Annotated in this window: 17 protein-coding genes and 2 pseudogenes; 8 read left to right on the plus strand and 11 right to left on the minus strand. The window is 63.1% G+C overall.

Translation table 11 applies throughout. The annotated features are described in order from the left end of the window. Positions 1-23: 23 nt before the first annotated feature. Positions 24-881 carry a phytanoyl-CoA dioxygenase family protein gene (locus ACYG9Y_RS26865; RefSeq protein WP_444849035.1) on the plus strand — a complete coding sequence of 286 codons (858 nt, stop codon included), beginning with the start codon at positions 24-26 and terminating at the stop codon, positions 879-881. A 258-nt stretch (positions 882-1139) separates the two neighbouring features. On the opposite strand, the gene ACYG9Y_RS26870 is transcribed toward ACYG9Y_RS26865, so the two are convergent. Both ACYG9Y_RS26870 and htpX read right to left on the minus strand, forming a co-directional pair. Beyond that, a complete protein-coding gene (locus ACYG9Y_RS26870) occupies positions 1140-2525 on the minus strand; it encodes an RsmB/NOP family class I SAM-dependent RNA methyltransferase (RefSeq protein WP_023737924.1) in 1386 nt (461 codons plus the stop codon). After that, entirely contained in the window at positions 2516-3541 is a 1026-nt protein-coding gene (gene htpX, locus ACYG9Y_RS26875; protein ID WP_023737923.1) for a zinc metalloprotease HtpX, read from the minus strand. The genes ACYG9Y_RS26870 and htpX overlap by 10 nt, the downstream gene beginning before the upstream one ends. A 105-nt stretch (positions 3542-3646) precedes the next feature. On the opposite strand from htpX, the gene ACYG9Y_RS26880 reads away from it, so the two are divergent. Next, positions 3647-3853 carry a DUF1674 domain-containing protein gene (locus tag ACYG9Y_RS26880; RefSeq protein WP_023688862.1) on the plus strand — a complete coding sequence of 69 codons (207 nt, stop codon included), beginning with the start codon at positions 3647-3649 and terminating at the stop codon, positions 3851-3853. Between the two features lie 157 nt (positions 3854-4010). Here the strand turns inward: ACYG9Y_RS26880 and ACYG9Y_RS26885 are convergent, their stop codons facing one another. Next, the gene (locus tag ACYG9Y_RS26885) at positions 4011-4676 is read right to left on the minus strand and encodes an HAD-IA family hydrolase (RefSeq protein WP_023737922.1); all 666 of its coding nucleotides are present in this window, start codon (positions 4674-4676) and stop codon (positions 4011-4013) included. A gap of 180 nt (positions 4677-4856) precedes the next feature. Between ACYG9Y_RS26885 and ACYG9Y_RS26890 the strand changes: the two genes are divergently transcribed. Together ACYG9Y_RS26890 and ACYG9Y_RS26895 are read left to right on the plus strand one after the other, a co-directional pair. Then, entirely contained in the window at positions 4857-5726 is an 870-nt protein-coding gene (locus ACYG9Y_RS26890; protein WP_023737921.1) for a transglutaminase-like domain-containing protein, read from the plus strand. 387 nt (positions 5727-6113) lie between these two features. Next, the gene (locus tag ACYG9Y_RS26895) at positions 6114-7382 is read left to right on the plus strand and encodes an SAM-dependent methyltransferase (protein ID WP_023688864.1); all 1269 of its coding nucleotides are present in this window, start codon (positions 6114-6116) and stop codon (positions 7380-7382) included. Between the two features lie 66 nt (positions 7383-7448). On the opposite strand, the gene ACYG9Y_RS26900 is transcribed toward ACYG9Y_RS26895, so the two are convergent. Together ACYG9Y_RS26900 and acs are read right to left on the minus strand one after the other, a co-directional pair. After that, entirely contained in the window at positions 7449-8186 is a 738-nt protein-coding gene (locus ACYG9Y_RS26900; protein WP_023726118.1) for an MOSC domain-containing protein, read from the minus strand. 9 nt (positions 8187-8195) lie between these two features. Beyond that, positions 8196-10151 carry an acetate--CoA ligase gene (acs, locus tag ACYG9Y_RS26905; RefSeq protein WP_023726119.1) on the minus strand — a complete coding sequence of 652 codons (1956 nt, stop codon included), beginning with the start codon at positions 10149-10151 and terminating at the stop codon, positions 8196-8198. Between the two features lie 305 nt (positions 10152-10456). Here acs and ACYG9Y_RS26910 point away from each other — a divergent pair, with 305 nt between their 5' ends. Continuing rightward, positions 10457-10729, plus strand: coding sequence for an usg protein (locus tag ACYG9Y_RS26910; RefSeq protein WP_023668649.1), 273 nt, complete (start codon positions 10457-10459; stop codon positions 10727-10729). A 59-nt stretch (positions 10730-10788) separates the two neighbouring features. On the opposite strand, the gene ACYG9Y_RS26915 is transcribed toward ACYG9Y_RS26910, so the two are convergent. Next, a complete protein-coding gene (locus ACYG9Y_RS26915) occupies positions 10789-11823 on the minus strand; it encodes an aldo/keto reductase (protein WP_023736831.1) in 1035 nt (344 codons plus the stop codon). Between the two features lie 43 nt (positions 11824-11866). Continuing rightward, entirely contained in the window at positions 11867-13048 is a 1182-nt protein-coding gene (locus ACYG9Y_RS26920) for an MFS transporter (protein ID WP_023749346.1), read from the minus strand. Positions 13049-13175: 127 nt separating this feature from the next. Here ACYG9Y_RS26920 and ACYG9Y_RS26925 point away from each other — a divergent pair. Continuing rightward, a pseudogene (locus tag ACYG9Y_RS26925) lies at positions 13176-13328 on the plus strand (helix-turn-helix domain-containing protein); the annotation flags it as partial. Positions 13329-13496: 168 nt separating this feature from the next. Here ACYG9Y_RS26925 and ACYG9Y_RS26930 read toward each other — a convergent pair. From ACYG9Y_RS26930 to ACYG9Y_RS26940, 3 genes and pseudogenes are all read right to left on the minus strand, one after another. After that, positions 13497-13898, minus strand: a pseudogene (locus tag ACYG9Y_RS26930) (PIN domain-containing protein). Continuing rightward, a complete protein-coding gene (locus tag ACYG9Y_RS26935) occupies positions 13898-14152 on the minus strand; it encodes a type II toxin-antitoxin system Phd/YefM family antitoxin (RefSeq protein ID WP_023684084.1) in 255 nt (84 codons plus the stop codon). Before ACYG9Y_RS26935 ends, ACYG9Y_RS26930 begins: the two are co-directional and overlap by 1 nt. Positions 14153-14241: 89 nt before the next feature. After that, positions 14242-14904: a YggS family pyridoxal phosphate-dependent enzyme gene (locus tag ACYG9Y_RS26940; protein ID WP_023736835.1), complete on the minus strand. Its 663-nt coding sequence runs from the start codon at positions 14902-14904 to the stop codon at positions 14242-14244. A gap of 148 nt (positions 14905-15052) precedes the next feature. Here ACYG9Y_RS26940 and leuS point away from each other — a divergent pair, with 148 nt between their 5' ends. Both leuS and lptE read left to right on the plus strand, forming a co-directional pair. Further along, positions 15053-17680, plus strand: a complete 2628-nt coding sequence (gene leuS, locus ACYG9Y_RS26945) for a leucine--tRNA ligase (RefSeq protein WP_023737919.1) — start codon at positions 15053-15055, stop codon at positions 17678-17680. After that, a complete protein-coding gene (lptE, locus tag ACYG9Y_RS26950) occupies positions 17667-18263 on the plus strand; it encodes an LPS assembly lipoprotein LptE (RefSeq protein ID WP_023737918.1) in 597 nt (198 codons plus the stop codon). Before leuS ends, lptE begins: the two co-directional genes overlap by 14 nt. 89 nt (positions 18264-18352) lie before the next feature. Here lptE and fsa read toward each other — a convergent pair whose 3' ends face one another. Beyond that, positions 18353-19009: a fructose-6-phosphate aldolase gene (gene fsa / locus ACYG9Y_RS26955; RefSeq protein ID WP_023684088.1), complete on the minus strand. Its 657-nt coding sequence runs from the start codon at positions 19007-19009 to the stop codon at positions 18353-18355. Positions 19010-19072 lie beyond the last annotated feature (63 nt).

Below are 19072 nucleotides of genomic sequence, written 5' to 3' on the forward strand. Positions count from 1 at the left end.
ACGCCAACGGCAAGACATTATCGATGGCGCCGAACCGGTTGGGTCGCCTCGTGCCAACCGACGCCGGGATCGGCATCGATGCCATTCGCGGCCTCCTTGCCGAGCAAGGCTATGTCTGGCTGAAAAGTATGCTGCCGCGCCGCGACGTCATCGATTTTCGCGGCTGGGTGTTTTCGTATCTGGCCGACACCGGCTTGCTGCAGCCCGGGTCCGATCCCGCGCTTGGCCTGGCGGCGGCCGCCGGCACGTTCGACCGTCAGCTCGCCGATCGCCGGTTGATGGCGCTGGTTCGCTCCACCGCCTATGAAGGGTTCTGCGCACAGCCCCGGATGGCCCGGCTGATGGATGCGTTCGTCGGCGGGCTGTCCTATTTGCACAAGCGCAAGATCATGCGCTTCACCCAACCGGGCACCACCGTGGCGACGCCGGCGCATTACGATCTCGTCTATCTTCGCGGCGGCACCAGCCGCATCGTCACGGCCTGGATCCCGATCGGCGACGTTCCCGTCGACATGGGCGGCCTGGTCTATCTCGAGCGATCGCACGCCATCGGCCTCGACATGGAGGCCCGGTTCGCCAGGGACAATGCCGGGCTGAGCCCGCAGGAGCGCATCAGCGCCTACAACAGGAACATGAGCGAGGGCGGCTGGGTGTCGAAGGACCTGCCCGACATGGCGGAGCGGTTCGATACACGCTGGCTGATCGCGGACTTCGAGGCCGGCGATGTCGTCCTCCACTCGCCCTATATGATCCACGCCTCGACGACCAACCAGAGTGCGGAGGGGCGTATCCGGCTCTCCACCGATATCCGCTACCAGAATGTCGATGATGAGATCGATGCAAGGTGGGGGAAGCACTGGTCCCTGGACGACATGCTTTAGGGGGCGCAGCCGTTCGGGATTAGTCGAGGCATTCGCACTTCGTTATCCCAGGGCGAAGCAGGAGCGAAGCTCCGTCGCGGAGGCCCTGGGATCCATTCCGTGACCTTGGCCGTGGGTTGCAGCGGAGCAGAATTCTGCGTCGTAGCGGCGCTCATGTGTCGCGGCATGGCATCCTCGGGTCTGCGCTGCGTCGCTACTCTCCTTGCTCCGCCCGTGGATGACGAAGTCACGAAGGGCTGCGGCTCTGCCGACAAAATCCTAGGCGACACGTCGCATGCGGGCGGCGAAGAAGCCGTCCAGACCGGAAACCCCTGGCGAACCAAGGTCAAGATCGGCGGGTGTGGTGCGCAGCGTGCCTTGCAGGGTCAGGAAGGCGTCGATGCCAGCGATTTCGCCGGGCTGCAGCGGATCGTCGGCGACGGTCTTGTTGCCGGCCAGAAAGGCGCGATACAGATCCTCGCCTTCGATCGGGTCCAGCGAACAGTTGGAAAAAACAATCCGGCCGCCCGGTTTGACCAAAGTGACGGCGCGGGCGAGCAGCTTTGCTTGCAGATCGGCTAGCTTTTCGACGTCGGCTACCGTCTTGGTCCATGGCACGTCCGGGTGGCGCCGAACCGTGCCGGTAGAAGAGCAGGGCGCGTCGAGCAGGACGGCGTCGAAAAGCTCCGCCGGCTGGTATTTCAGCAGATCGGCCTGCACGATCTCGGCGGACAGCCCAAGCCGTTCGAGGTTCTGCGTCAGCCGCGCCAGCCGGTTCTTCGAGGTGTCCAAGGCGGTGACTTTGGCGCCGGCAAGGATAAGCTGAGCGGTCTTGCCGCCGGGGGCGGCGCAGAGGTCGGCGACGCGTAATCCTTTGACATCGCCGAACAGCCGCGCCGGAAAACTGGCGGCGGCGTCCTGGACCCACCATGCGCCTTCGCTGAAGCCCGGCAGTTCGGTGACGGAGGCGCTGAGCTTTTCCACTCGCACCGTGCCGGTCGGCAGCACGATGCCGCCGAACTTTTCGGCCCACAATTCGGGATCGGCCTTGACCGTGAAATCGACCGGCGCCTCAACGCGATGCGCCGCCAGGATCTGTCTGGTCATCTCGGCGCCATAGGCGGCCTTCAGCCGGTCGGAGAACCATTTTGGCGCCTCGTCGGTGGCGGCAAGAGCTGCCGGCAGTTCGGTCTCCTTGGCGCGCACCAAAGTGCGCAGCACGCCATTAACGAGGCCGGAAAAGCGCTGCGTGCGCGGGTCCGACTTGGCGTGGGTCACAGCCAAATCGACGGCGGCGCTGTCGGGGATGTCGAGGAACAGGATCTGCGCCGCCGCAACATGCAGGATGTGCGACAAAGCTGTGGCGTTGGGCGGAAGCGGCTTTTCAAGGCGGCGGGCGAGGAGCCCGGCAATGGTCATGCGGTAGCGCAGCGCGGTCACCAGTATGGCGCGCACCAGGCCGCGGTCGCGCAGGTCGAGCACCTTGTATTGCGGGTGGCCGTTCTCGTGGTCCGTCAGCCCGTCGAGCGGCGTCTTGGCGTCGATAACGGCGGCCAGGAGCCGCGCCGCTGCCTTGCGCGCGGCGAGGCCGGCGACGAATTCGTCCGAGCTGTTTTCGCGAACGCCTGAATGTGCGGGCCGAGGTCTGGCGCCGCTCACGACCACGGACCTTTGGGTCCGGACGGATTGCGGCCCCACGGATTGGCTTTCGGCTTGGCCGGTTTGGTCGGCGGCGTGGGGCGTGCTGCCTTGCCCCACGGGCCTTGCACGGCATCGGCCGGGAATTCTTCTGTTTGCCCGGGCGTCGGCGCTTGGCGCGGCGCCGGCTGGCGGCCTGCCATGTCGCGCGCCATCGCCTGCAGCGCGGCGATGCGGTTGTCGGTATTCGGGTGGGTCGAAAACAGGCTGTCCATGCGCTCGCCGTGAAGGGGATTGATGATGAAGAGATGCGCGGTCGCGGGATTGCGTTCGGCATCCGGGTTGCGGATGCGTTCGGCGCCGCGGGCGATCTTGTCAAGCGCTGATGCCAGCCAAAGCGGATTTCCAACGATTTCGGCGCCGCGCCGGTCGGCTTCGTATTCGCGGGTGCGGCTGACCGCCATCTGCACGATCATGGCGGCGAAGGGCGCGACCAGCATCGCCACCAGCACGCCGACAAAGCCGAACGGGTTGTTGTTGTCGCGGCTGCCGCCGAAGAAGAAGGCGAAATTGCCGAGCATCGAGATGGCGCCGGCGAGTGTCGCGACAATGGTCATGGTCAGCGTGTCTCGATGCTGGATGTGGGCCAGCTCATGCGCCATGACTGCCGCCACCTCCTCATGCGACAGGCGCTCCAGCAGCCCGGTTGAGGCCGCGACCGCGGCGTTCTCGGGATTGCGGCCGGTGGCGAAGGCGTTCGGCTGCGGATTGTCGATCAGATAGGTCTTGGGCATCGGCAGGCCGGCCTGCTTGGCCAACGCCTCGACGATGGCGTGGAATTCGGGCGCGTTCTTCGCGTTGACCTCGACGGCGTGGTTCATCGACAGCACCATCTTGTCGGCATTCCAGTAGCTGAACAGATTGGTGCCCGCGGCGACCAGGAAGGCGATCATCATGCCGCCGGTGCCGCCGATCAGAAAACCGACGCCCATGAACAGCGCCGTCATCGCGGCCAGAAGCATGGTGGTGCGTAGCGTGCTCATCATCTGCTCCCTGTGCGGCCGTGGCAAAAAAAGGTCGATCGGGGTGAACTCATGGCTATATGATGGGAAACGCCGCCCTTGGTTTCAATCCGCCCGGACTATCGCATGACCGACCAACCCAGCAAAGCTGATGCCGACCGGGAGAAGGACCTGACGCCGGCGGCCAGCCGAGCGCTGGCTGAAGCCGAGGCGCGCCGTGAAGCGTATCGCCAGAAGGAAGCTGCGTTGCCGAAGGAAATCGGCGGCCGCGGCGGCAAGGAACCCGGCCGCTACGGCGACTGGGAAGTGAAGGGACTGGCTAGCGATTTCTAGGGGTTCAGGAACGGAAGAACTGGGGAACTGGTGAACTGAAGAGTTGAAGAAAAAGGCGCACAGCAGTTCTCCAGTTCTCCAGTTCTCCAGTTCTCCAGTTCTCCAGTTCTCCAGTTCTCCAGTTCTCCAGTTCTCCAGTTCTCCAGTTCTCCAGTTCTCAGGCCGCGCTGCGCTGTGCCCCCAGCGTCATCCAGCCGCTGTCATCGATGGCGATGGAGACGGTTTCATAGCCGCCAATCGAGTTGTGCTGAGTCGTCATTGGATGCTGGTGAGTGGCGCTGATCACCATCACCGACGCTCCCGCTGCTTCCGCCGCCGCGATACCGGCCGGTGCGTCCTCGAAGACCAGACAGTCGCCGATATCGACGCCGAGCCGCTTTGCCGCCAGCAGGAAACAGTCGGGCGCCGGCTTGCCGTGCGACACATCCTCGGCCGCGACCACCAAGGCGGGAACCGGGATGCCGGCGGCCCGCATGCGCAGCAGCGCCAACGGGCGCGGCGCCGAGGTGACAATCGCCCAGCGCTCTGGCGGCAAAGCGTTGAGGAACAGCACGGCGCCGGCGATCGGCAGCACGCCTTCGACATCGTCCGACTCGGCCTGCAACAGCACAAACGCCTCATGAACAGGGTCGACGCCGGGAAGCGCCAGCCTGGTGATGGTCTCGACCGCCCGCACGCCATGGATCGTCGGCAGGAAGGCTTCGACGTCGAGACCGTGCTTAAGCGCCCACGCCGCCCAGACGCGCTCGGCCGAGGCGATCGAATTGAGCACCGTGCCATCCATATCGAACAGGAACGCGGCGAATTTTCTGCCTGCAAACATCAGATTTTCCACGGGGTTAGGGATCGTTTCGGGAGGGTCGAAACATGTCGTGCGACCGTAACGTCGCCACGCCTGCCTGGGAAGCCGCGGGAGAGCCTTTTCGATAGTTCCAGGGAACCATGGTCCCGCCTCTGGCGTTTTGAGCATACTGTTTTCCACGGGATCGAAGGGGCAATCATTGTGCTGATCCGGCTCGGCTACGAAATCGCCATTGAATGCGTCGGCGCCACGCCGGTCATCTCGCTGCTTGATATCCACAGGGATCGTCAGGCCGACATCAAACGGCAGACGCGCGTGCTGACGTCGCCTTCAGTGCCGAGCAAGGTCTATCACGATCTGTTCGGCAATACCTGCCGCCGCTTCACCGTACCCGCCGGCAGTTTCCGCATTCTCTATGACGCAGCCGTCGAGGACAGCGGCGAGCCTGACGCGGTCAACACGCTGGCCAGGGAAGTGCCGGTGGCGGAACTGCCGGACGATGTGCTCGGCTACCTCCTCGGCAGCCGCTATTGCGAGACCGATCATCTGAGCAGTCTGGCCTGGCAGCTTTTCGGCCATGTTCCCTCCGGCTGGGCGCGGGTGCAGGCGATCGTCGACTATGTCCACAACCGGCTGTCCTTCGGCTATGGCTATGCGCGGTCGACGCGCACCGCAGCCCAAGCGCATGAGGAGCAGGTTGGTGTATGCCGCGACTTCGCCCATCTGGCGATCACGCTCTGCCGCTGCATGAACATCCCGGCCCGCTATGTGAACGGTTATCTCGGCGACATCGGCGTACCGGCCGACCCGGCGCCGATGGACTTTTCGGCCTGGATGGAAGTGTTCCTCGACGGCAAATGGTACACGTTCGACCCCCGTCATAATCGTCCGAGGATAGGCCGCGTCGTCATCGCGCGCGGTCGTGATGCCACGGATGTGCCGCTGCTGCACAGCTTCGGCCCACACCAACTCTCGCTGTTCAAGGTCTGGACCTACGAGCAGCAGGGCAAGCTGTTCAATCCGCCCTATCACGGCGTCGACAAGACGGTCAGCGCGCGGATGCTGGCGTGACCGGATTCTGATCCGCTTCGACACACAATCCGGAAATGGAAAAGGCCGCCGCTTCTTGACGAAGCCGGCGGCCTTCCGTGTTTCCGTCCGTGGCGCGGCCAATGGCGGCGACCGAGGTCACCCGCCGCGCTTATCGCGCCTTAACGGGAAGACTGCTTCCCGAAAGTGCAATCCGCTGAGGCCACGTTCTGGAAAACGAAATCACTCGACATCGGATCACCTCCTTTCGATTTGTTGAACACGTACAGATGATGGGGTGCGTTGCAGCAAAAAACAAGATGCCGATTTGAAATAGCTGGCGAGCCGCCTTTTGCGCCGGGTTGCGAAGAGCCGCGAGGGCGGGCAAAATCCATGCAAGGTGGATTGTCAGGACTCGGGAGGATGGCCATGGAGGCAGCCGAGAAGGCCGCGCGCATCGTGCGAACGGTGATCGAAACGCTGAAGCCGGGTTTTGCGGTCAAGCTGTGGACCGGCGAGCGGATCGGTCCCGCCATCGGGCCCGTGCTCACCATCAACGACCAGGACATCGTCTGGCAGGTGGTGAAGCGGCCATCGTTGTCGACGCTGATCGAGATGTGGATCTCCAAGACGATAGACATCGAAGACGGGACGATTTTCGATTTCTACGCACTGCCGTCGCAAGGCAAGCTCAGGACCAAGCTCAAGTCGCTGCCGAAGCTGGCGATCCTGCGCGACCTGCCGGCGGTGCTCCTGTCACGCAAGCAGATGAGTGCACGCACCGATCTGTCGGGTCGCAACCCCTATGTCAGCGGGTCGAGCCAGGAGGCGATCCAGCATCACTACGACATTTCGAATGCCTTTTACCGGCTCTTCCTCGACGAGCGCATGGTCTACAGCTGCGGCTACTTTAAGGATTTCGCCGATGGCATCGACCAGGCGCAGGCCGACAAGCTCGACCATATCTGCCGCAAGCTCAGGCTGAAGCCGGGCGAAAAGCTGCTGGACATCGGCTGCGGCTGGGGTGCCATGCTGATCCATGCGGCCAAAAATTACGGCGTCGTCGGCCATGGCGTGTCGCTGTCGCAGGCGCAGACCGATCTCGCCCGCGAGCGCATCCGCGCCGAAGGGCTGCAGGACCGCATCACCATCGAAATCAAATCCTATACGGAGCTCAAAGGCTCCTTCGACAAGATATCGTCGATCGGCATGTTCGAGCATCTCGGCCTCGCCAACCACGCCACCTATTTCAAGACCATCCATCGCTTGCTGAAGCCCGGCGGCATCTATCTGCACCACGCCATCACCAGGCGCAGCAAGGGCGACTTGAAGAAAACCTTGCGCAAGGGGCCGGAGTTCAAGGCGCTGCTCAAATACATTTTCCCAGGCGGCGAACTCGACACGATCGGCATGACGCTGGGCAATCTGGAGGCGCATGGCTTCCTGGTCTACGACGTCGAGAATCTGCGCGAGCACTATGCGCGCACCTGCCGGCTGTGGGCCGAGCGGCTACAGGCTCGCTTCGACGAGGCGGTCGCCGAAGTCGGCGAGGCCAAGGCACGGCTGTGGCTGCTTTATCTCACCGGCTGCTCGATCACCTTCGAGCGCGCCTCGGCGCAGATTTTTCAGACCGTCGTCACCAAACGCGCACGCGGGCCGAGCGGGCTGCCGCCGACACGGGCGGATCTGTATCGGTAGGGATAGGATTCGGGGCCGAACCCCACGCTTTCCAAGGTCTGCGATTCGCTGCCTCGCGGTAGAGGCCTACACGAACCGCATCGGCGCGCCGATCTCGACACGGGCAGGCCTGTCCACAGTGCAATAGACGCCAAGATTATGGGCGTTGTGGCGGACCAGATTGCGCAGGATGCCGGGATCGTGGTCAAAGCCGTCCTGGCTGATGATGGTGAAGCCGCAGCGGCGGCACGGCTCCGAGACGGTCACCAGCAGGTCGCCGATGGCAAGCTTGCGGCCAATCCATTCGGTCTCGGGAAACGAGCCTTCGACCGCCGCCATGTCGACGACGATGTTGGGGCGGAAGCGGCGCGGATCGGGAATGCCTTCGGGGTGCAGCGCCTTGAGCCGGGCCAGCGATGCGGTGGTCAAGAGATGGATCGGCGCTTTGCGGTAGCGCGCCGCGGTCAGCGGGCCGGTGTAGCCGGGAGCGTTGTCCTGGCTGAACGGCCGGATCGAGGCGGCGAAGCCGAGATAGGTCGAGACGGCGCTGTCGCATTCAGCGCCCGGCGCTACCAGCCAGTCGCCGTCGGGAACGGCGATCTCCAGCTTGCGGTCCTTGCTCAGCCGGGTGCGGATGCGCGGCACCTTGTGCCACTTGGCGTCGCGGTCGGGCCGCGCGATCTCATTGTCCGAGACATCGACAAGGCCGAACAGCCGGTCGCCGTCGATGGTTTCAAGGCCGACCGAAATGGCGTCCTGGCGTTCGCCGGCAAGCGAACTAGCGGGGTAACGCCAGAGCTCCGTGACTGCGCCCAGTGCAGCCATCAAATCCCCTCAGCCCTTCTTGTTCTGGCGGTTGGCGATCAGATCATCGACCACGGCCGGATCGGCCAGTGTCGAGGTATCGCCGAGCGCGGAAAAATCGTCCTCGGCGATCTTGCGCAGGATACGGCGCATGATCTTGCCGGAGCGGGTTTTCGGCAGTCCGGGCGCGAACTGCAGCTTGTCGGGCGAGGCGATTGCGCCGATCTCCTTGCGGACATGGGCGACAAGCTCCTTGCGCAGTTCCTCGCTCGGCTCCACGCCTTTCATCAAGGTAACGTAGCTGTAGATGCCCTGGCCCTTGATGTCGTGGGGATAGCCGACGACAGCTGCTTCCGACACCTTCTCATGGCTGACGAGCGCCGATTCGACCTCGGCCGTTCCCATGCGGTGGCCGGAAACGTTGATGACGTCGTCGACGCGGCCAGTGATCCAGTAATAGCCATCGGCGTCGCGGCGACAGCCGTCACCGGTGAAGTATTTGCCCTTGTAGGTGGAGAAATAGGTCTGCACGAAGCGGTAATGATCGCCATAGACGGTGCGCATCTGGCCGGGCCAGGAATCGGCGATGCAGAGATTGCCGTCGGCCGCCCCTTCCAGCACCCTACCTTCGCCGTCGACCAGCTGCGGCCTGATGCCGAAGAAGGGCCGCGTCGCCGAACCAGCCTTGAGGTCGGTGGCGCCGGGCAGCGGCGTGATCAGGATGCCGCCGGTCTCGGTCTGCCACCATGTGTCGACGATCGGCACCTTGCCGTTGCCGACGATGTTGAAATACCACTCCCAGGCTTCCGGATTGATCGGTTCGCCGACTGAGCCCAGCACGCGCAGCGACTTGCGCGAGGTCTTCTTCACCGGTTCGTCGCCGGCGCCCATCAGCGCGCGCAGTGCCGTCGGCGCAGTGTAGAAGATGTTGACCTTGTGCTTGTCGATGACTTCCCAGAAGCGCGACTGCGAGGGGTAGTTCGGCACGCCCTCGAACATCAGCGTGGTGGCGCCGTTGGCGAGCGGGCCATAGACGATGTAGCTGTGGCCGGTGACCCAACCGACATCGGCGGTGCACCAGTAGATATCACCATCATGGTAGTCGAAGACATATTGGTGGGTCATCGAGACATAGACGAGATAGCCGGCGGTGGTGTGCAGCACGCCCTTCGGCTTGCCGGTCGAGCCTGAGGTATAGAGGATGAACAGCGGATCCTCGGCCTTCATCTTCTCCGGCTTGCAGTCGCCTTTCACCGTGGCGATCTCGTCATGGTACCAGATGTCGCGTCCCTGAACCCAGCCGGTCTTGCCGCCGGTGCGGCGCACGACGACCACCTTATCGACCTTGGTGCCGGCCTTGGCGGCGATTTCGATCGCTCTGTCGGTGTTTTCCTTCAGCGGGATCGGCTTGCCGCCGCGCAGGCCCTCGTCGGCCGTGATGACGAAGGTCGACTTGCAGTCATCGATGCGGCCGGCCAGCGCGTCCGGTGAAAAGCCGCCGAAGACGATCGAGTGGATGGCGCCGATGCGGGTGCAAGCCAGCATCGCGTAGGCCGCTTCCGGGATCATCGGCATGTAGATGGTGACGCGGTCGCCCTTCCTGACGCCGTGCTTCTTCATCACATTGGCGAGCCGGCAGACATGCTCGTAGAGCTCGTTATAGGTGATCTTCTTGTCGTCGTAGGGATTGTCGCCTTCCCAGATGATGGCTGTCTGGTTGCCGCGCTTCTTCAAATGGCGGTCGATGCAGTTGTAGGAGACGTTGGTTTCGCCGTCCTCAAACCATTTGATCGAGACCTTGCCCTCGAAGGAGGTGTTCTTGACCTTGCTGAACGGCTTGAACCAGTCGATGCGCTTGCCGTGCTTGCCCCAGAACTTGTCCGGATTCTTCACGCTGTCGGCATACCATTTGAGGTAGGTGTCGTTGTCGATCAGCGCATTCTTCTTCCACGCCGGCTGGACGCGGTGGATCTTCACCTCGGACATGTCTTCACTTTCCTCCCAAACCACCCCGCCGGCTTGACCTCAGCCAGGATCACGGCGACGCAGCCGCGAATTCGGCGGCATTATTAACAGTTCCGCGCTGACGGCAACATTAGACGTTGGATTCGCGTGGCGGGATGCCGCAGCTCCCGTTTCGGTTGCATCAGCACTCGGCAGCGGTCGCTGCTAACTGCATGTTTTCGTGCATAAAACCCGACTGGGATCAGGAAAATCATAGACAGTTAAGGAACGGCGCGCACAATTCGGTGTTGGGAGGAATGGAGAATCAACTAGGCCAAGGGGCTGTCATGCGCGATCATTCCGAAATGGACCTGATGCTCAAGGGGTATGGCCTGACCACGGCCAAGATTCTGTACCATTTTCCCGACCACCCGCATCTGCTGCAGAGCTTCATCTGGCAGGATTACGATCTGGCGCCGAAGTTTCCGGTGCTGATCAAGTTCATCGAGTTCTGGAAGGCCAGGCTCGACGGGCCGCTGCATTCGATCAGCTACACGCACCAGAAGCTGATCGCGCCGAACGAATGGCGGAAGGTGGATGGGGAGTTCGTGCTGCACTGAGCGGCAGTATAGCTGATCTCCCCCGCAAGGGGGAGATTGGCAGCTTCAACGTCGTGTGATCACACCGCAGGCGGGTTCAGCCGGGCGAAACCTTCCTGGCGGAGATAGGGGAAGTACGGGTAGGGCGCGGTCACTTCGCTTGCCATGTCGAGCTTTTTGACCTGCTCCGGCGTCAACGCCCAGCCGACGGCGCCGAGGTTCTGGCGCAGCTGTTCCTCGTTGCGGGCGCCGATGATGACGGAGGACACGGTCGGGCGCCGCAACAGCCAGTTGATGGCGATCTGCGGCACGGTCTTGCCGGTCTCTTCAGCCATCGCATCAAGCGCATCCATGACCCGGTAGAGATGTTCGTCCGCGACCGGCGGGCCGAAATCGGCGGTGTCGTGCAGCCGGCTCTTTTCCGGCAGGGGCTGGCCGCGGCGGATCTCGCCGGTCAGGCGGCCCCAGCCGAGCGGGCTCCACACCAGCGCGCCGATGCCCTGGTCGATACCGAGCGGCATCAGCTCCCATTCATAGTCGCGACCGACCAGCGAGTAGTAGACCTGATGCGCGGCGTAGCGCGGGTAGCCATGCTTGTCGGCTTCCGCCAGCGATTTCATCACCTGCCAGCCGGAGAAGTTGGAGACGCCGACATAGCGCAGCTTGCCGGCGCGCACGAGGTCGTCCAGCGTCGACAACACCTCCTCGATCGGCGTGCCGGCATCGAAGGCGTGCAGCTGCAACAGGTCGATGTAATCGGTGCCCATGCGCTTCAGGGCGGCGTCGACGGCTTTGATCAGCCGCGAGCGCGACGAGCCGTAGTCGGCCGGTCTGTCGCCCATCGGCAGCGAAGTCTTGGTCGAGATCAGCACCGCGTCGCGGCGGCCTTTGATGGCTTCGCCAAGCACTTCCTCGGAGGCGCCGTTCGAATAGACATCGGCGGTGTCGAACAGATTGACGCCGGCCTCGAGGCAGATGTCGATCAGCCGCCGCGCTTCCTTGGCATCGCTGTTGCCCCAGGCCCCGAACAGCGGCCCGGAGCCGCCGAAAGTGCCGGCGCCGAAAGAGAGTGCGGGCACTTTCAGGCCCGATGCGCCGAGACGTCGATAATCCATTTTATGCTCCTTGATGATGTCGAAGAAGGATTGCGCGTGATGCTCATGACTGGGCGCAGACCGGCGCCCCGATTGTGGGGGCGCGATCGAGGCGCAGCGCCAGGGCAGCGACGCCAAGAGCCGCGACCGGCAGCAAAGCGGCGATCCAGGTTAGTGAGCCGAGGCCGAGGCCATGGGCAATCACCGCGCCGCCAAGCCAAGCGCCGGCGGCATTGCCGAGGTTGAAGGCGGCGATGTTGAAGGACGAGGCGAGGCTCTGGCCCGCGCCTTGCGCCTTTTCCAGCACCCACATCTGCAGCGGCGCCACGGTGGCGAAGGCGGCGGCACCAAGCAGGCCGACATAGATGACGGCCAGGATTTGGCTGTGGACGGCGAAGGTCATTGTGGCCAGCACCAACGCCAGCACCACGAGGCTGCCGAGCACCGCCGGCACCAACCAGCGGTCGGCGACCTTGCCGCCAAGCAGATTGCCGGCGATAAGACCGCCGCCGAAGACGAGCAGGATCGGCGACACGGCGGCTTCCCTGAAGCCGGTGATCTCGGTGAGCAGCGGGGCGATGTAGGTGAAGACGGCGAAGACGCCGGCGTAGCCGAGCACGGTGGTGGCGAGGCCGAGCAGCACCGGCGTGCGGCGCAGCACGGCGAGATCGGCGCGCAGGTTGGTCTTCTCGGGCGCCGTCTGGCTGCGTGGTACCAGAAGCAGGATCACTGCGAAGGCAGCGAGACCGACCAGAGCTACCGCCCAGAAGGTGGCGCGCCAGCCGAAGGTCTGGCCGAGCCAGGTGCCGAAGGGCACGCCGAGGATGTTGGCGATGGTCAGGCCGGTGAACATCAGCGCGATCGCCGAGGCTTTCTTGTTGGGTGCGACCAGGCCGGTGGCAACCACCGAGCCGACGCCAAAGAAAGTGCCATGGGCAAGGGCGGTGATGATGCGGGCGCCCATCAGCGTCCAGTAGTCGGGGGCGATCGCACAGGCGAGGTTGCCGAGCGTGAAGATCGCCATAAGGGCCAGAAGGACGGTCTTGCGGGGCCAGTTGCCGGTGGCGATGGTCAAAAGCGGCGCGCCGATGACGACGCCCAACGCGTAGCCCGAAATCAACTGGCCGGCGGCCGAGATCGAGACTCCGAGATCTTTGCTGACATCGATCAGCAGCCCCATGATGACGAATTCGGTGACACCGATGCCGAAGGCGCCGGCAGCGAGGGCGTAGAGAGCAAGAGGCATGGCGGTTTCCAGTTCGAACTCGAATGAGCGCGCTGTCCAGACCCGCGCCCCGACCGCAGAGATCGTGTTGCCATGCCTTGTGAACCAGACTTGCTTTGGGCATATTTCCTGTGAAATAGATTCACAAATGGCCAGACCCGATATCAACCGTTCCGGCGAGATCGAAGTGTTCGTCCGCGTCGTCGAGGCGAGCAGCTTCTCGGCTGCGGCTCGTTCGCTGCGTATGACACCGTCGGCGGTGAGCAAGCTGATCGCGCGACTGGAGGCAAGGCTCGGCGCGCCACATCCCCGTATTTCCGAGTTGATTGTAGCGCATGGTGGCTCCAGCAGATTGGTGATGACTCCAAGCAAATAGGAACGGCGCGTTTCGTTTCCAGTCGTGGCGCAATGATGGGCCGGCTCTGGCTCAACCTGCGGCCGACCCCAACACCGGATCAACACAGGCGGGTCAGGCTTCCCAAGGGTTGAACATTGTGACGCCAGTATCGTCGAAATCGGCGACGTTGCGTGTGACCAGTATGAGGTCGTGGAAGAGCGCCGTCGCGGCTATAAGCCCATCTGCGTCGCCGCGCGTGCGGATCGCGGAGATGCGACCCCATTGGGCAGCGATGCTCTCGTCTATGCCGAGAATTCGGTTTTCGTAGCTGTGGCGCAGACCGTGGAACCACGCTGCTAAATGGTTTGCAGTGTCGGGGTCGTTTCGCCGCTTCATTTCGATTCCGCGTGCGATTTCACCGAGCGTGATGACGCTTAGAAACAGAGACTGGCGCTCTTGCTTGATTATCTAATCCGCCACTGGCCCCTCTCGCTTTCGCGCACCCGACACGACGTTCGTGTCCAGAAGAAACATCAGAGGTCCACGTCTCTGCCGGGCCCCTTGGAGCGGCGATTGACCTCTTCGACGAAGTCGTCGTCCCACTCGGGACCGGAAAGAAGGTATTCCGCAAGTGAGGGCTTAGAGCCGACGAGCCTTTCGTATTCTTCAGCGGCCAACACGACAGCAGCGGGCTTTCCACGCAAGGTGATGGTCTGCGGGCCCTTTTCACGAGCCTGCTGAACCAGCTTCGAGAGATTGTTTTTTGCGTCCTGCAGATGCCAGTTCATGGAAGATACCTAGCTAGCTTGGCTAGATATAGCATCGCTGCAGCGATGCAGCAACAAATGCTACTGTTAGGGCCGCGAGATCACCGAGGTTATCGGCCGCCAAAAATCGCCGAGCCGACGCGGACGCTGGTGGCGCCGAAGGCTATGGCGGTCTCGAAGTCGCCAGACATGCCCATCGACAGTTTTGCCACGCCGGCCTCCATGCCGAGCTTTTCCAGCAGGGCGAAATGCGGGCCGGGGTTTTCGTCGGCCGGCGGGATGCACATCAGGCCTTCGATGGCGAGGCCATGGACATCGCGGCAGCGGGCGACGAAGGCGACGGCGTCGCGCGGCTCGATGCCGGCCTTTTGCGGCTCCGAGCCGGTATTGACCTGGACGTAGAGTTTCGGCGTGCGGCCCTGGCGCACGATTTCCTTGGCGAGTTCGGCGGCGATCTTTTCGCGGTCGACGGTCTCGATGACGTCGGCGAGAGCTACGGCTTCCCTCGCCTTGTTCGACTGCAGCGGGCCGATCAGATGCAGTTCGATATCAGGGAATTCCGCTTTCAAGGCCGGCCATTTGCCTTGCGCTTCCTGCACGCGGTTTTCGCCGAAGACGCGCTGGCCAGCCTCGATGACCGGGCGGATGACGTCGGCCTCAAAAGTCTTCGACACCGCAACCAGCGTCACCGAACCGGCGTCGCGGCCGGCCTCGCGCTCGGCGGCAGCGATCCTCGTCTTGACGGCGAAAAACTGTTCGACGGCGCTGGCCATGTCCATATCCTGCCTGTCTTTAATCGTCTTGGCCGGCTCGCCGCAGTTGACGGGTCCGGCAATCCATGGTGAACACCGCGACGACATTTACCTTGGCCACCGGGCCTTGTCCGGCGGTCTGCGCCTGCTTTTAAGTGAAAATCATCCGATGGCAACCGAACGATACAATCCGCGCGCGTCAGAGCCCAAATGGCAGAAGGCCTGGGCCGAAAAGAAGCTGTTCGAAGCGCATAACAACGATCCAAAGCCGAAATACTACGTGCTGGAGATGTTCCCCTATCCCTCGGGGAAGATCCATATCGGCCACACCCGCAACTACACGATGGGCGATGTGGTGGCGCGCTACAAGCGGGCCAAGGGTTTCAACGTGCTGCATCCGATGGGCTGGGACGCGTTCGGCATGCCGGCCGAGAATGCCGCGATGCAGAACAAGGTCCATCCCAAGGAATGGACCTACGCCAACATCGCTGCCATGCGCGAGCAGCTCAAGATGATGGGCCTGTCGCTGGACTGGTCGCGTGAATTCGCCACCTGCGACGTCGACTATTACCACCGCCAGCAGATGCTGTTCCTCGATTTCGTCGAGAAGGGGCTGGTGACGCGCAAATCCTCCAAGGTCAACTGGGATCCGGAGGACATGACGGTGCTCGCCAACGAGCAGGTCATCGATGGGCGCGGCTGGCGTTCGGGCGCGCTGGTCGAACAGCGCGAGCTGACGCAATGGTTCTTCAAGATCACCGACTATGCGCAGGACCTGCTGGATTCCCTGAATGGTCTCGGCGAGTGGCCGGAAAAGGTCAAGCTGATGCAGCAGAACTGGATCGGCCGCTCGGAAGGGCTGCTGATCCGCTGGCCGCTAGCAGAGCCTGTTGGCGACACGAACGAGCTGGAAGTCTACACGACCAGGCCCGACACCATCTTCGGCGCCTCCTTCATGGCGGTCGCCGCCGACCATCCGCTGGCCAGGAAGGCCGCGGAGAGCAATGTCGAACTGGCCAAGTTCATTGACGAAATCAGACATATGGGCACCTCGGTGGCCGCACTTGAAACGGCGGAGAAAAAGGGCTTCGACACCGGCATCCGCGTCGTGCATCCGTTCGACGACACGTGGACGCTGCCGGTCTTTGTCGCCAATTTCGTGCTGATGGAATACGGCACCGGCGCCATATTCGGCTGCCCGTCCGGCGATCAGCGCGACCTCGACTTCGCCAACAAATACGGCCTGCCGGTCATCCCGGTGGTGATGCCGGAAGATGGTGACGCAAAGACTTTCCAGGTCACGGAAGAGGCCTATGTCGACGACGGCGTGATGATCAATTCACGTTTCCTCGATGGCATGAAGCCGGATCAGGCATTCGACGAAGTCGCAAAACTGCTGGAGCAGAAGGCCATCGGCGGCCGGCCGATGGCCGAGCGCAAGGTGAACTTCCGCCTGCGCGATTGGGGCATTTCGCGCCAGCGCTACTGGGGCTGCCCGATCCCGATGATCCATTGCGAGGATTGCGGCGTGGTGCCGGTGCCGAAGGCCGACCTGCCGGTCAAGCTGCCCGACGACATCGAATTCGACCGTCCCGGCAATCCGCTCGACCGTCATCCGACCTGGCGGCATGTCAAATGCCCGCAATGCGGCAAGGATGCGCGACGCGAGACCGACACGATGGACACGTTCGTCGATTCGTCGTGGTATTTCGCGCGCTTCACCGCGCCCTGGACCAACGAGCCGACGGAGCCGAAGGCTGCCGATGACTGGCTGGCCGTCGACCAGTATATTGGCGGCATCGAGCACGCGATCCTCCATCTGCTCTATTCGCGCTTCTTCACCCGCGCCATGCGCGCGACCGGGCATCTCGACCTGGCCGAGCCGTTCAAGGGCCTGTTCACGCAAGGCATGGTGGTGCATGAGACCTACCGCGTCGGCGGTGCGTCGAACAATGGCCGCTGGCTGTCGCCGGCTGAGGTCAGGATCGAGGATGTCGGCGGCAAGCGCCGCGCCATCGAGATCGCCACCGGCGAAGAGGCGGCGATCGGCTCACTCGAAAAGATGTCGAAGTCGAAGAAGAATACGGTAAGCCCGGAAGACATCACCGACGGCTACGGCGCCGACACCGCACGCTGGTTCATGCTGTCGGATTCGCCGCCCGAGCGCGACGTCGAATGGACGGACGATGGCGCCGCCGGCGCACATCGCTTCATCCAGCGTGTCTGGCGCCTGGTGTCCATTGCCGCCGAGACGCTTGACGGCGCCAAGCCGCAGGCGGCGCCGGAGGGCGAGGCGGGGGCCGTTTCCAAGGCCGCGCACAAGATCCTGAAGGCTATCGGCGAGGATATCGAGAAGCTCGGCTTCAACCGGGCCATCGCCCGCATCTACGAACTGGCCAATGCCTTGACCGCGCCGCTCAACGACGTCGCCGAGGGCAAGGCCGACGCGGCGCTGAAAGGCGCCTGCCGCGAGGCGGTGGAGATCCTTGTGCATGTGGTCGCGCCGGTCATGCCGCATCTGGCTGAAGAGTGCTGGCACACGCTCGGCGGCACCGATCTGGTCGCCGAACGGCCTTGGCCGGTCTACGATCCGGCACTGGTGGTCGACAATGAGATCGTGCTGCCGGTCCAGGTCAACGGCAAGAAGCGCGGCGATTTGACAATTGCCCGCGACGCGGACCAAGGTGCGGTCGAAAAAGCGGTTCTGGCTCTCGACTTCGTGCAGAAAGCGCTGGAAGGTAAGGCGCCCCGCAAGGTGATCATCGTGCCGCAGAGGATCGTCAATGTCGTTGCTTGACTTCAGAAGGATGGGGCCCGATCTGGAAAAGACGACGCGCTTGCTGCGCCGCACCGCGCTCTGCGGGCTGGTGGCCTCGATGACGCTGATTTCGGCCTGCACGGTCAGGCCGCTCTATTCGAGCGCGCCGCTGACGGCAGGCTCGACTGTCAGCGCGTCGGCGGAGCTCGCCTCGATCGCGGTCAAGCCGGTCAAGACCCGCTATGCCCAGCAGGTCCGCAACAATCTGATCTTCGCCTTCGGCCAGGGTGCCGGCGAAACGACGGCACCGGTCTACATGCTCGATCTCGGTGTCACCGAACTGGTCGAATCGGCCGCGGTGGTGCAGATCCAGACCGACGAAGACGAACCGACGGCAGGCAGGGTGACGCTGACCGCAAACTATGTGCTGACCGATGCCAGGACCGGCGTGGTGATCGCCACCGGCAAGCGGTCGATCCCATCATCCTTCGACAAGCCGACGCAGGAGTTCGCTTCCTACCGGGCGCAGCTCGACGCTGAGAACCGCGCCGCGCGTGAACTGGCTGAAATGGTGAGCCTGTCCGTCGCCCAGGACTTGGTCAGGCACGGCAAGAAAGCCTGAGCATTCCCTGGCGCTGCCAACTAGACTTTTAGCAGTCCGCAACAAAAAGGCCGGTTTCCCGGCCTTTTTTCGTTTGTATCGAACCGATCTCAGCCGATCTTCTGGCCGGTCTTGGCCCAGTCGGCAGCGAACTGATCCAGGCCCTTGTCGGTCAACGGGTGCTTGACCAGCGCCTTCAGCGTCGCGGCCGGCGCGGTAACGACATCGGCGCCGATCAGGGCTGCCTGCTTGACGTGGTTCACGGTGCGAACCGAAGCGACGAGGATCTCGGTGTCGAAATCGTAATTGTCGTAGATCTGCCGGATCTCCTGGATCAGTTCCATGCCGTCCGCGCCGGTATCGTCGACGCGGCCGACGAAGGGCGAGATGAACGAGGCGCCGGCCTTGGCCGCCAGCAGCGCCTGGTTGGCCGAGAAGCACAGCGTTACATTGACCATGCGGTTCATCTCGGTGCGGATCGTCTTGCAGGCGCGCAGGCCGTCGAGCGTCAGCGGCACCTTGATGCAGACATTGTCGGCGATCTTGGCCAGGATGTTGGCCTCGGCCATCATGTCCTTGTATTCGATCGCAACGACCTCGGCCGAAACCGGGCCCTTGACGATGTCGCAGATCTGCTTGGTGACCTCGGCGATCTTGCCGCCGGATTTCAGGATCAGCGAGGGATTGGTGGTCACGCCGTCGAGCAGCCCCAGGTCGTTCAGTTCCTTGATGTCCTTGATGTCAGCGGTGTCGACAAAAAATTTCATGGGGGTCTCCTGAAAGATTTCCATGTGCATGCCATGCACATTCCGGGTTGCCCTTTGATCTAG

It is taken from the genome of Mesorhizobium sp. W050 (assembly GCF_054719535.1).

Bases quoted from the DNA above. Each gene is read 5' to 3' on its own strand.
- htpX (WP_023737923.1), bottom strand. From the start codon at position 3,541: ATGAGCACGCTACGCACCACCATGCTTCTGGCCGCGATGACGGCGCTG.
- ACYG9Y_RS26940 (WP_023736835.1), bottom strand. From the start codon at position 14,904: ATGGCCAGCGCCGTCGAACAGTTTTTCGCCGTCAAGACGAGGATCGCT.
- acs (WP_023726119.1), bottom strand. From the start codon at position 10,151: ATGTCCGAGGTGAAGATCCACCGCGTCCAGCCGGCGTGGAAGAAGAAT.
- ACYG9Y_RS26900 (WP_023726118.1), bottom strand. From the start codon at position 8,186: ATGGCTGCACTGGGCGCAGTCACGGAGCTCTGGCGTTACCCCGCTAGT.
- ACYG9Y_RS26880 (WP_023688862.1), top strand. From the start codon at position 3,647: ATGACCGACCAACCCAGCAAAGCTGATGCCGACCGGGAGAAGGACCTG.
- ACYG9Y_RS26895 (WP_023688864.1), top strand. From the start codon at position 6,114: ATGGAGGCAGCCGAGAAGGCCGCGCGCATCGTGCGAACGGTGATCGAA.
- ACYG9Y_RS26865 (WP_444849035.1), top strand. From the start codon at position 24: ATGGCGCCGAACCGGTTGGGTCGCCTCGTGCCAACCGACGCCGGGATC.
- ACYG9Y_RS26915 (WP_023736831.1), bottom strand. From the start codon at position 11,823: ATGGATTATCGACGTCTCGGCGCATCGGGCCTGAAAGTGCCCGCACTC.
- fsa (WP_023684088.1), bottom strand. From the start codon at position 19,009: ATGAAATTTTTTGTCGACACCGCTGACATCAAGGACATCAAGGAACTG.
- ACYG9Y_RS26910 (WP_023668649.1), top strand. From the start codon at position 10,457: ATGCGCGATCATTCCGAAATGGACCTGATGCTCAAGGGGTATGGCCTG.
- ACYG9Y_RS26935 (WP_023684084.1), bottom strand. From the start codon at position 14,152: ATGAACTGGCATCTGCAGGACGCAAAAAACAATCTCTCGAAGCTGGTT.
- leuS (WP_023737919.1), top strand. From the start codon at position 15,053: ATGGCAACCGAACGATACAATCCGCGCGCGTCAGAGCCCAAATGGCAG.
- ACYG9Y_RS26920 (WP_023749346.1), bottom strand. From the start codon at position 13,048: ATGCCTCTTGCTCTCTACGCCCTCGCTGCCGGCGCCTTCGGCATCGGT.
- lptE (WP_023737918.1), top strand. From the start codon at position 17,667: ATGTCGTTGCTTGACTTCAGAAGGATGGGGCCCGATCTGGAAAAGACG.
- ACYG9Y_RS26885 (WP_023737922.1), bottom strand. From the start codon at position 4,676: ATGTTTGCAGGCAGAAAATTCGCCGCGTTCCTGTTCGATATGGATGGC.